This window comes from Clostridium coskatii (assembly GCF_001675205.1).
Lineage (GTDB): Bacteria > Bacillota > Clostridia > Clostridiales > Clostridiaceae > Clostridium_B > Clostridium_B ljungdahlii.
Genome location: NZ_LROR01000022.1, coordinates 20,129 through 32,232 on the forward strand (window position 1 = coordinate 20,129; position 12,104 = coordinate 32,232).

Below are 12,104 nucleotides of genomic sequence, written 5' to 3' on the forward strand. Positions count from 1 at the left end.
AATTGTAATAAAATCTTAATAAACAGTATCAATTTTGTAATATAAAATATACCAGGTTTGTAATATGAGCACATTATAATGAAGCTATCATATAAAAAAGGATGTGAATTTTTTGGAAGTATTGAAATTGGAAAATCTATCAAAGACTATAGGAAAGAGAGAAATTGTGAAAAATTTAAATTTAAGTGTAAAGGAAGGTGAGATTTTTGGATTTTTAGGGCCCAATGGTGCAGGAAAAACCACAACTATAAAGATGATTGTTGGATTTTTAAAACCTACTGGCGGCAAAATTTATATAAATGGGAAAGAAATCAAAGATAATAGGATAAGCTATATAAGCAATATGGCAGCTATAGTTGAAGCACCGGATATGTATCCATATTTAACTGGATTTCAAAATTTAAAGCAGCTGGCAAGGCTTGATGGAGATATTAGTCAAAGTCAAATAGATGAAGCTGTAAAATTAGCTGGATTAAGTGACAGGATAAATGACAAAATTAAAAAGTATTCCCTTGGAATGAAACAGAGGCTTGGTATTGCACAGGTTCTCATGGGAAACAAAAAGATATGGATACTGGACGAACCAACTAATGGACTAGATCCAAGCGGAATGATTCATTTTAGAAATTTGTTTAAAAAATATTCTAGAGAAAAGAAAGTTACCATATTCATATCATCCCACATACTTGGCGAAATGGAATCCATGTGTGATAGGGTTGCATTTTTAAATGAAGGTGAAATTAAGGGAATAGAGGATGTAAATAATATGAAGGGAAACCTTGAAAAAAGATATCTTGAAGTTGTAGGAGGAGAAGAAGATGATTTTTCCAATAATTAAAAACGAAATTATTAAGATATTTTATAGAAAAAAGTTTTTAATATGTTCTATTATATTACTGCTTGTAGCTGTATTTTCAGTATTAGCTGTGAACGGCGAAAATGGAGAGAGGGGACTGCAAAAAGACAAAAGTATAGAACAATACTATAAAGATCAAAAAAAATTAGTAAAGGATAAAACAAAAATTGCTGAAATTCAAACACATATCGATAACATTGATAAAATGGCAAAAGATTATGAATTTCAAAAAACACATCCACTAGCCTGGAAAGATACTTTAAAAAAGGATGTAAAGCTTATGGAAAGTGTTGATGATAGTAAATTGGATGATGCTAAAAAAGAACAAAGAAAAAGTGAAATTACTTATAAGAAATATTTATTAGAGAATAACATAAAGCCAGTTAGCAGTATTAAAGCTACAGGATACGTATTGTTTAATGATTACAGCACTATTTTGGATTATGGCATGATAGTGATATTTTTAGTAGCAGTGTTTATGACAGTAGACAGTGTTTCAAGTGAATACGCACCTCCTACATTAAAGCTTTTGCTTTTAAGACCTGTTACAAAGACAAAACTTCTACTTGGCAAATTTTTAGCTTGTGCCATTTCAAGCTCTGCACTTGTAGTGATTTTCAATTTGATATTTTTTTTGTTTGGAGAAATTGTATATGGTTTTGACAGCTTCAAATATCCAGTTTCTATAGAACCTGCATTTAAACACAGCAGCATACAAAATATGGATTTGCATAAATTTATATCTGTCATTCCAGGAACGTCAAGTATTATGCCTCTTTATAAATTTTTAATTGAATTTATGATCTTACAGATAATTTTTATAATTGCAGCTACAAGTTTTTGTATTCTAATATCTACTTTAATTAAAAGCAATGCAGCAGCGACATCTACAGCTATACTATTTGGAGTAGCTTATGTGATACTTTCAAAAATTCCTGCATTGTCTGATAAGTCAGATATTATGCCAGCATTTTTTATAGCCCTTGGAAGCTCTGGAAGTATAATAACAAGACGAATTGTACAAGATACAGGAGCATACTATATAAATACGTTATCTGCAAGCTTAATAATGATTGCATGGTCTATATTATTTTTAGGGTTAAGTACAATTATAGCAGAAAAAAGAGAAGAGTATATCTAGTCATTTTCAAAGAAGTAACAAGTCAGTATGCTAGTTTATTTTTCAAATGCCTTAAAGAATATATTTATAATAATTTGCAGAAACTACAAGAGCATAGACAAAGCTATTTGAAAGGGGAAATTTAATATGCCTGTTATTAATATGCTCTCTTCTGCAGAACAAGTAAAAGGGCAGGGGGTGTTGTCTGCTTACGTTGAACAAGTTAATTTAGTTAGGAATGAACTTAAGGATAGTTATGAAGTAAGAATAAATGATTTTAAATTATGTGATATTATGCACTATCATACCATTGATTTTAAGTTCTTTTTAAGTATACCATTTGCAAAATTATTGGGTACAAGTGTTGCTTATGTACATTTTGTTCCAGAAACTATAGATAATAGCTTAAAATTGCCTTACATCATAAAAAAAATATTTTACAAGTACATAATTTTGTTTTACAAAAGTGTAGATTACCTCGTAGTTGTAAATCCATATTTCATTGATGTCTTAAAAAAATATAATATAGAAGAGGAAAAGATAGTATACATTCCTAATTTCGTATCTGAAAACAACTTTTTTGAATATGAAAAGGAAAAAGCAAAAAAAATAAAGCAGGAGTTACGTATTCCGCTTAAAAAATTTGTTGTTTTGGGAGTAGGTCAGGTGCAGAACAGAAAGGGAATACTAGACTTTATTGAAGTTGCCAAAAAACTTCCACAAATTCAATTTATATGGGCAGGTGGTTTTTCTTTTGGTGTGATAACAGATGGGTATAAGAAATTAAAAAAGGTTGTAGAAAATCCACCTGAAAATGTAAGGTTTTTAGGTATCATTGATAGGAAAAATATGAATGATATTTATAATATTGCAGATATAATGTTTTTGCCTTCCTATAATGAGTTATTTCCAATGTCTGTTTTGGAAGCCATGGCACTTAAAATTCCTGTACTATTGAGGGATCTAGATATATACCATAACATTTTGTTTGATGACTATTTAAAAGGAAAAAATATAGATGAATTTGTAAAATGTATAGAAAGATTACAGGATAAAGGTGAAAGTTATAGAACTTGGTGTGAAAGGTCATGGAAATGTCACAAGTTTTATTCCAAGGAATACATCTTAAACACGTGGAAGCAATTTTATGACAAGATATATTATGAGAAAAATAAAAGAAGAAAGCTTAAGGGAAACTTAAATGAAAAATAAAATGTTTAATATAATTGTTGTATTTATTTCCGCCTGTATTTTTTTCTTATTTTTCATTTTTACAAAAGGCATCCATTCTATGATTCAAGAGTTAAAGTCACTGGATATCCACTGGATATCTTTAGCTGTAATAGCTGTTATTTTATTTTGGACATTTGAAACAATGATTTTATATACTGTAATGAAAAAGCTCTATTTTGGGGAGCATTTGCTTTTCAAATCAATAAAATTTCAAATGGTTGGTCAATTTTTTGGAGCAATTACACCTTTAGGAGCAGGAAGCCACCCTTCTCAATTATATGCAATGACAGAAGCAGGAATGCCTGCAGGACTTTCAGGGTCTATATTGATAATAAAGTTTATGATACATGAAATAGTAAGCATATTTTATCTAATAGTAGCACTGCTTTTTAGGTTTAACTATTTTAATTCAAAAATTAAATATTTTATTTACTTTGCGATCCTTGGTATTGTGATTAACGCAGGAGTGATGTTACTAGCAATATCAATTGTAATAAATAAAAAAATGACTAAGGCTATAATAAACTTTATTGTGAAATTGCTTGGAAAGGTTCATATTATGAAAGATGTAAAATCAAAACAAGGGAAAATTGAAGATGAAATAGAAAGTTTTCATAAAAATGCACTTTTAGTAAGAAAACACATAGGTATGTGTTTTCATGCTTTAATCTATTCACTTTTTCAGTGGGCTTTTTATTTTAGCATTCCTTATTGTATTTACAGAAGTTTCGGGCTTAATTCTACAGACTTATGGACAATTATGGCTGCGCAGGTGTTTCTAACAGTATTTATGACTGCAATTCCTCTTCCAGGAGCAGAAGGAGGAGCAGAAGGGGGATTTTATGTAATTTTTAATTTGTTTTTTAAAGCTAAAACTGTCATAGCCCTTTTTGTATGGAGGATAATTACTTATTACCTGTCTATTATAGTGTCAAGCATATTTATTTTAGCATTTCCAAATGTACGTTTAAAAAAATGATATTATTGAACAGTAATGTTTTGACATTTTGCATTTAAAATTTTACTATAAGTTTCAATTACTCTATGGGTGAAAATGCAGCTGGAATATTTCTTTGAAGTATGAATTGCCTCTTCACTCAATTTATTTTTTAAATTTTCATCTTTTAAGATTTTATCTATGTAATAGCTAAATTCCCAGGGCTCCTTATAAGAAAATCCATTTTTACCCTGAAGAATGATTCCGTCTATACACGGATCATATTTGCAAACTACAGGACATCCGCTGCTTAAGGCTTCTATATAGGTTAATCCTTGAGTTTCACTGGTAGAAGCAGTGACAAATATATCTGCTATTTTATAATATTTGTAAATTTCTTTTGGATCTATCATTCCTGTAAAAACAACAGTATCTCCAAGACCTTCAGTACGTACCTGCTCTTTTAAATTTTGTAAATAAGGGCCATCTCCTACAATTAAAAGTTTAACATCCCCAACCTTATTAACTACAGTATTAAAGAGTTTTATGAGTTCACTTATATTTTTTTCTTTTCCTATCCTTCCAATATAAGCTATAACTTTATCTGTATTTTTAATTTTAAGTGTTGAAAGAATTTCTTCCTTTTCGTTTAAAAGCAAAGGTCTGCAAAATTTATTTAAATCAATTCCCGTTGGTATCACATTAATAGGTTTATTTACTCCATAATGAAGCAGCATCTTCTTTGTTTTTTCTGTTGGAACAACTACGCCATCAAGGCTATTTAAAAGTAGACGGGTTATTTTCCCAACAGCACTTTTTTTTATAAGTTTTCCGCCAAATAGATAGTCTAAATATTCTTCATACATTGTATGATAGGTGTGAATTTGAGGTACATTTATTTTGCTGGCGATGTACTTGGCTGCAAATAAGGTAGAAAATTCTGTTTGAGAATGGATCATATCAGGTTTCCAATCTATAAGCCTATTTATGATTCTATTACGAAATGGAACTTTAATTCTGGCATTAGGGTAAATTCCAATGCCAATGGACTTTAAGTAACATATATCTCCTATGATTTTCTCATTTCCTGTAGGAGATAGGGTTAGAATTTTAACATCGTAATTATTATTCTTTAATTCTTTATATAAATTGTATATTGAAGTGACAACACCATTTATCATAGGAAAATATGTGTCGGTAGTAATTAAGATTTTCATTTTCTATTTCTCCTAATCTAATTAGAATTTTCTATTCCTAATTAGTGTTTCCAATAATATATAAAAAAATAATGAAACGTAATATAATTTTGAATTTATCATAAAATTAACTATAATGATATTTTTTAGGAGTGAAATATGTCAGGCGATATATCAAAACATACAAAATATATTGTTAATTTACCTTATCCTAAGCCAAGAGTGGAAAAAACAAGTATAGGATATGCAAATGTTCTTCTTAAAGATTATGCAGGAGAAGTAAGTGAATTTACTGCAGTCTCCCTCTATGTGTATCAACATATGGTAAGCGAAGGAATATTTGAAGATTATGCCAAGATTATAGGGGGTATATCTATGGCTGAAATGAAACATTTAGAGCTTATAGGAAAAACAGTTAAACTTCTTGGTATAAAGCCAGTTTATATTGATTCTGCATGTCCACCTGGACAGTTATGGACACCTGCTTACGTTAACTTTATCACCTTCATTAAAGATATGCTTTTAGAGGATATTAAATCGGAAAAAAAAGCTATTAAAAATTACAAGTACCATATATCAATAATTAAAGATAGATATATACAAGAACTTATTAAAAGAATAATTATGGATGAAGAGTTACATCTAAAGTTGTTTACAGAATTATATGAAAAGTATAGTGCAGTACAATAATACTTAAATTTCCAATTAGGCAAAAACAATTGACCCTGAATTGATATCAATTCAGGGTTATTAGACATATAAGTAGATAATGAACTACTGTTGTCCCTTGTCCTTTTTTTGTCCATTATTGCCATTACCGTTATTTCCTTTATCCTTGGTATCCGCTTTATTACTGTTAGTTACTTCTGTTTTAGGTTCATTTTTTATAGTTGGTGCTGATGAAGTTTGTTTTTTTGTATTTTCACTATTTACAGAAGCTGATTTAGGTGAAGTTGATTTTGCTGGAGTTGAAGCTGAGTCAGTGGAAGTTGGGCTAGCTTCTGTAGTGCTTGTAGCAGTATTTGTTGTAGTAGAGGTAGTTGGTGCTGGTGAAGTTTGTTTTTTACTTTCCGATGTAGTTTCATTATTTTTTGAATCCTTCTTTGCCTGGCCTTTATTTTCTTTTGTTGTTTTACCCACACTTATTTTAGAAGCTTCTTTTTTAGCTTCAACAGCTTTTGCAAGATTTTGTTTTTCCGTATCTAATGCTAGCTTTTTCTGCTGCAGCAAATCTTCTGCAGCTTTAATTGCAGCTTCATCTCCTGATTGTTTTGCTGTCTCAAGAGCTACTTTAGCTTCATTATATTGTTTTTTAGCATCATTGTAAAGTTGACGTTCTTTTTTTACAGCTATTAAGGCATTTCTTTTTGCTGTTTGCATTTCTATAACTTTTGCTACTGTAGCTTTTGCTTTATCTGGAAGTTTATCTTGAAGTTTGGTTAATACATCTAAAGAATTTTTCTGCTTATCAATAATTTTGTTTTCTATGTTTTCAACGTTTTTAAGTTTATCTTCATCACCTGAAGTTTGAGTTTTGTCTACTGCATCTTCAATTTTAGTTTGAGCTTCATTCATGGTATTTTCATAGTCAGTAAGAGCTGTATTTGCAAGATCCTGTTTATCTTCACTTGTCATTACTTCACTTTCACCTAATCTTTCTTCTGCTATATCGGATAAGGTATCGGCTTTAGCTTCTTCTGAAGAAGATAGTGTAACTTTCAAATTGTCTATAGCTTTATCTGCTGAATATAAAATACTGTCTGGTGTTATACCTGCTTGATCCGTTAAAGTTGCTGTATCAGAAGCAAGTACACTGCTGCCTAAACTCATTGTTACCACTATACTTGTTACTAAAATCATTACTTTTTTCATTTTAATAGTCCTCCCTAAATATATAAATTTGAACCACATTTTTTTATTAATCTCATTTAACTATTCACTAAAATATACGGATGTTAAATATGTTTTAGGGGGGCTTCAATTAAAAATTAAAAGATAATAGTTATAGATGATTTACTACGGTAATCTACATGTGATGCATAAATATATTACAAATCCTAAAATAAATAATTTAAATTCCATAACTTTCAAATCTATATAATTGATGCTATAATAAGCAATATATGCTTAAAAATTATGATCATAAAAGAAAGGAAGTGTGAAAACCTGATAATATTTGACGAATAGAAAAAGCATTATAATTTTTAAATTAATACATTATACTATTTGTTATGTTTTTTAAAGTCAGGAAATAAATAATAATGAAACATTGGAAAGTAAATCTTTATACTGTTTGGTTTTCCCAGATATTGTCCATAATGAGTTTTAATTTTGGTATGCCTTTTTTGCCATTTTATATACAGCAGCTTGGCATTACAGCTCCAAATGACATTAAGTTTTATTCTGGTATTTTAAATGCAGCACCAGCTGTTACAATGGCAATTATGTGCCCTATTTGGGGGATTATTTCAGACAGATATGGTAGAAAGCTTATGCTTATAAGGGCTATGCTTTTTGCATCGTTTATAATTGGGGCAACAGGTATGGTTGCTAATGTAAATCAACTTATAATCTTAAGACTTTTACAAGGTGTGTTTACGGGAACTGTTACTGCAGCTCAAATTTTAGTAGCAGCTAATACACCTAAAAATAGAATTTCTTATGCATTAGGGTTTTTATCTTCATCAACATTTATTGGACAATCTATTGGACCAGTAATTGGAGGTATAGTGGCAGAGTTTGTTGGATATCGTGTAAGTTTTATAATAGGTGGTATTCTTATGTTTTTTGATTTCCTATTAGTTTTATTTGTTGTAAAGGAAGAAAAGCAGGTAGTAAAGGAAAGCATTAATTCTACTGAAAAAAAAGAAAAGACATCTATACTTTCTATTTTTACTGTTACAGCTGTCTCAATGCTATTAGTTATTTTATTTATAAGAATAGGACGTACTGTGTTTAACCCATATATTCCAATATATGTACAAGAAGTTACAGCTACAACAAAAGGAGCATCAGGCATTACAGGTATAATAAATGGGATTTTGGCTTTAATGACAGCTATGTCTGGATTGATTTTAAGTAAACTAGGTGACAAGTATGACAAAATGAAATTATTAATGATATACCTAACATTAGGTATGGTATTTGCAATACCACTTGTTTATATAAATAAATTATGGTTATTTACAGTTGTTTTAGGTATTGTATTTTTTATTACAGGTGGAGTGGAACCTATGATAATGTCAATTACTACAGAAGATACTCCTGTGGACAAAAGAGGTTTATTGTTTGGTATCCAGGGAACTGTAGGCAATGCTGGATTTGCAGTAGCACCTTTATTAGGAGGGGTGATTTCAATAAAATATTCAACTAATGCAATCCTCATATTCATACCTATATTTCTACTTATTTCAGCTTTAGTTGTTTTAAGTATAATAGTTCACAATGCAAGACATAATTTCCATTCGAGTTTGAATTTAAAAAATATGTTTAAGTCTTAATATACTATATAACAATTTTGTATTTCTACATAAAAATCTAATATTAGCGAAGAATTAACTAAGTATAAAAGGGGGAATTATTCTTGGCTGGTAAGATAAAAGAAATTATTGATAATGTGATTAAACACCGTTCTAAAGGGAATCCTGCTATTGCAGAAATGACTAAAACTAAATTTATTTTAAAGGGAATCAATCCAAATAAATTTGATAGCAATTCCTATGATGATCCAATTATCATAGAAAAACTTATTAAAATTGTTGAACAAATGGATGTAAAAAACTCAGTATATAAGGGGATAAATATAAAATCAGTTTTTTCAACTAAATCCTTAGAAAAGGAAGTAGTAGAAGATATTAAAAATAAACTAGCTCCTTGTAATGCCAAACTTATAATATTTTTTGCTTCTTCTAAATTTGACCAATATAAGTTAAGTAATTTAATGAAGGAAGCATTTAAAGATTGTCTAGTAGCGGGATGTTCTACTTCAGGTGAAATAGTTAGTGGAAAGTTATTAAAGAATTCTGTAGTGGCAATGGCTTTTAATTCAAATATTGTTTCCGATGCCAAAGTTGAAGTAATTGAAAATATGAAACAAGGATTAGATGTGGAGAGGGCTTTTACATCTTTAGAAAAATATTTTAATGAAAGTGCATATACAATGAATACAAAAAAGTTTGTTGGTATAGTTTTAATAGATGGTGTGAGTAAGAAAGAAGAAAATATTATGGATTTGATAGGCAATAGAACCAATGTATTTTTTATTGGTGGATCTGCTGGAGATGATTATAATTTTAGAAAAACCTATATACTAGCAAATGGAAAGGCATATACAGATTCAGCAGTGATTATAATGCCTAAGATAAGTGATAATGCTGAGTTTAGCATTATTAAAACGGAAAGCTTTAAGTGTTTAGATACGGTATTAACGGCAAATAAAGTGGATGAAAGCAACAGGGAAGTCATTGAATTTAACAATAAACCAGCTATTGTGGCTTATTCAAATGCTGTAGGGGCACATTCAATTGAAGATGTACAAAATTATTTTACGATAAATCCTGTTGGATTAGTAATAGGGAAAAATGATGTGTTTGTTAGAAGTCCTCAGCAAGTAAAAGGTACAAGTATGCTGTTTTATTGTAACATACTGGAAGGCACAGAGGTTAGACTACTTCAGTCTACAAATATTATTGAAGATACAAAGAAAGCTATTGAAAGTAAAATTAATGAATTTGGGAAAATTGATGGAATTATAAATTTTAACTGTGTTCAGAGAACCCGTGAACTAGAGGAAAAAGGTCTTGAAAAACAATACGGAGATATATTTAAAGATATGCCCACAATTGGATTTTCTTGTTATGGTGAAGAATTTATAGGGCACATGAATCAAACAGCTACTATGCTAGTTTTTAAGTCAAAAACAAATATATAAAAGAATTATTATTTATATAATTAGAAGAATATACAGATTAAATTTTATGAAATGGGGCAGCAAATCATGGATATGGATAATATGCAAATTCTTTTAAATAATTCTAATGTACTTATTATTGATGATTCCTATTACAATGTTAAAATACTTACAGCAATGTTTGAACAGAAAGAGTACTGTGTTAGGAATGCTTATAGTTATGAATTAGGGCTTAAATCTGTAAGAGAAAATATACCGGACATAATTTTACTTAAAGTTAATATAGGAAATATATATGGATATGAAATATGTGAAAGGTTAAAGGCTAGTTATAAACTTCAGAAAATTCCTGTTATTTTTATCATTGATGAAAATGAACCTATTGATAAAGATAAGGTATTTACTGCTGGAGCTTATGACTATATAACTGTACCATTTAATTATAAAGAGGTTACTACACGAGTTGATAATCAGCTAAAGATTAGGGCGATACAGCTTGAAATGAAAGAAAACAATGATGATTTGGAAAAACAAGTGTATGAAGGAAAGCGTCAGTTAGAGGAGATAACTGAAGAACTTAAAGAATTTAACATTACGCTGGAAGAAGAAATTACTGAACGCACAAAAACTGAAGAAGCTTTAAGAGAAAGTGAGAGAAACTTTCGTTATTCCATAGAAGAAGCTCCAGTTCCTGTAATGATATATACACAAGACGGAGAAGTATTAAAGATCAATAGAACATGGAGTGACATTACAGGATATACCATTGCCGATATTCCTACAATATCTAAATTAGCAGAAATATCGGATGTATTTAAAGAAGATATACACAAGCTATCAAGCTTTAGTGAAAAACAAAACAGCGGTGAGTATTCTGTGAAGACAAAACATGGTAATATACGAATATGGGATTTTTACTTAGCCTGTATTGGAAAATTGACTGATAAACGAAATATGTTAATAGTAGTAGCTGTAGATGTAACGGAAAAAAGATGTATGGAACAATTGCAAAAAAACATAGAAAAAGAAAGAATTAGGCTAAATGAAATTCAAAAGTATGACAGGATGAAAACAGACTTTTTTGCCAACATTTCTCATGAGCTCAGGACACCTATTAATCTTATTTTTTCAGCCATACAGGTGTACAAACTTAAGTTAAAAGAATGTATCTGTGAGAATCCATGTTCAGATAGATATAAATATATAAAAGTAATGGAACAAAATTCCTATCGCCTTTTAAGGTTGGTAAACAATTTAATTGACATAACGAAGATAGACTCGGGATACTTTAGTATAGATGAAGTTAATTACAATATAGTAAGCCTTGTAGAAGATACGACTCTTTCTATAGCTGATTATATAAAAAGCAAAGGATTATCTATAGTATTTGATACTGATGTAGAAGAAAAAGTTATAGCTTGTGATCCGGAAGAAATAGAGAGAATTATGTTGAATTTGTTATCAAATGCTATAAAGTTTACTCCCCGCGGCGGGAAGATTATGGTTAATGTAGAAGATGGCAATAAAAGTATTTCTATAAAGGTAAAAGATACAGGCAAGGGTATTCCCAAAGAAAAGTTAAATTCTATATTTGAACGCTTTGTACAAGTTGATAAATCTCTTGCAAGAGAGAATGAAGGAAGTGGAATAGGACTTTCATTAGTAAAAGCTTTAGTAGAATTACACGGTGGAACTATATCAGTAAAAAGTAAGGAAGGTTATGGCAGCGAATTTATCATTCATATTCCATGTAAATTAGTAGATGGTAAAACTTCTAGCAAGAACGAATATGGTTTGAGGAAAAATTATATTGAAAAAATCAATTTAGAGTTTTCTGATATATATAATTAATT

The 12,104-nt window shown here is 29.7% G+C and carries 10 protein-coding genes; 8 read left to right on the forward strand and 2 right to left on the reverse strand.

Annotation, left to right across the window (positions count from 1 at the left end):
• Nucleotides 1-103: 103 nt before the first annotated feature.
• The 4 genes from CLCOS_RS01255 (at nt 104) to CLCOS_RS01270 (ending at nt 4,188) form a co-directional block, all read left to right on the forward strand.
• A complete protein-coding gene (locus CLCOS_RS01255) occupies nt 104-838 on the forward strand; it encodes an ABC transporter ATP-binding protein (RefSeq protein WP_242866868.1) in 735 nt (244 codons plus the stop codon).
• A complete protein-coding gene (locus CLCOS_RS01260; protein ID WP_082853473.1) occupies nt 819-1,997 on the forward strand; it encodes an ABC transporter permease in 1,179 nt (392 codons plus the stop codon). Before CLCOS_RS01255 ends, CLCOS_RS01260 begins: the two co-directional genes overlap by 20 nt.
• 126 nt (nt 1,998-2,123) lie before the next feature.
• Nucleotides 2,124-3,188, forward strand: a complete 1,065-nt coding sequence (locus CLCOS_RS01265) for a glycosyltransferase family 4 protein (protein WP_063599998.1) — start codon at nt 2,124-2,126, stop codon at nt 3,186-3,188.
• A complete protein-coding gene (locus CLCOS_RS01270; RefSeq protein WP_063599997.1) occupies nt 3,178-4,188 on the forward strand; it encodes a lysylphosphatidylglycerol synthase transmembrane domain-containing protein in 1,011 nt (336 codons plus the stop codon). Before CLCOS_RS01265 ends, CLCOS_RS01270 begins: the two co-directional genes overlap by 11 nt.
• A 2-nt stretch (nt 4,189-4,190) precedes the next feature.
• Here CLCOS_RS01270 and CLCOS_RS01275 read toward each other — a convergent pair whose 3' ends face one another.
• A complete protein-coding gene (locus CLCOS_RS01275; protein ID WP_063599996.1) occupies nt 4,191-5,363 on the reverse strand; it encodes a glycosyltransferase family 4 protein in 1,173 nt (390 codons plus the stop codon).
• Between the two features lie 138 nt (nt 5,364-5,501).
• Between CLCOS_RS01275 and CLCOS_RS01280 the strand changes: the two genes are divergently transcribed.
• The gene (locus tag CLCOS_RS01280) at nt 5,502-6,032 is read left to right on the forward strand and encodes a ferritin-like domain-containing protein (RefSeq protein ID WP_063599995.1); all 531 of its coding nucleotides are present in this window, start codon (nt 5,502-5,504) and stop codon (nt 6,030-6,032) included.
• A gap of 84 nt (nt 6,033-6,116) precedes the next feature.
• On the opposite strand, the gene CLCOS_RS01285 is transcribed toward CLCOS_RS01280, so the two are convergent.
• Nucleotides 6,117-7,214, reverse strand: coding sequence for a DUF5667 domain-containing protein (locus CLCOS_RS01285; RefSeq protein WP_063599994.1), 1,098 nt, complete (start codon nt 7,212-7,214; stop codon nt 6,117-6,119).
• Nucleotides 7,215-7,603: 389 nt separating this feature from the next.
• On the opposite strand from CLCOS_RS01285, the gene CLCOS_RS01290 reads away from it, so the two are divergent.
• The 3 genes from CLCOS_RS01290 (at nt 7,604) to CLCOS_RS01300 (ending at nt 12,102) form a co-directional block, all read left to right on the forward strand.
• Nucleotides 7,604-8,842, forward strand: a complete 1,239-nt coding sequence (locus tag CLCOS_RS01290) for an MFS transporter (protein WP_063599993.1) — start codon at nt 7,604-7,606, stop codon at nt 8,840-8,842.
• An 83-nt stretch (nt 8,843-8,925) separates the two neighbouring features.
• Nucleotides 8,926-10,272 carry an FIST signal transduction protein gene (locus CLCOS_RS01295; protein ID WP_063599992.1) on the forward strand — a complete coding sequence of 449 codons (1,347 nt, stop codon included), beginning with the start codon at nt 8,926-8,928 and terminating at the stop codon, nt 10,270-10,272.
• A gap of 72 nt (nt 10,273-10,344) precedes the next feature.
• Nucleotides 10,345-12,102 carry a hybrid sensor histidine kinase/response regulator gene (locus CLCOS_RS01300; protein ID WP_063600033.1) on the forward strand — a complete coding sequence of 586 codons (1,758 nt, stop codon included), beginning with the start codon at nt 10,345-10,347 and terminating at the stop codon, nt 12,100-12,102.
• Nucleotides 12,103-12,104: the final 2 nt, after the last annotated feature.

Bases quoted from the DNA above. Each gene is read 5' to 3' on its own strand.
- CLCOS_RS01260 (WP_082853473.1), top strand. From the start codon at position 819: ATGATTTTTCCAATAATTAAAAACGAAATTATTAAGATATTTTATAGA.
- CLCOS_RS01265 (WP_063599998.1), top strand. From the start codon at position 2,124: ATGCCTGTTATTAATATGCTCTCTTCTGCAGAACAAGTAAAAGGGCAG.
- CLCOS_RS01270 (WP_063599997.1), top strand. From the start codon at position 3,178: ATGAAAAATAAAATGTTTAATATAATTGTTGTATTTATTTCCGCCTGT.
- CLCOS_RS01275 (WP_063599996.1), bottom strand. From the start codon at position 5,363: ATGAAAATCTTAATTACTACCGACACATATTTTCCTATGATAAATGGT.
- CLCOS_RS01280 (WP_063599995.1), top strand. From the start codon at position 5,502: ATGTCAGGCGATATATCAAAACATACAAAATATATTGTTAATTTACCT.
- CLCOS_RS01285 (WP_063599994.1), bottom strand. From the start codon at position 7,214: ATGAAAAAAGTAATGATTTTAGTAACAAGTATAGTGGTAACAATGAGT.
- CLCOS_RS01290 (WP_063599993.1), top strand. From the start codon at position 7,604: ATGAAACATTGGAAAGTAAATCTTTATACTGTTTGGTTTTCCCAGATA.
- CLCOS_RS01300 (WP_063600033.1), top strand. From the start codon at position 10,345: ATGGATAATATGCAAATTCTTTTAAATAATTCTAATGTACTTATTATT.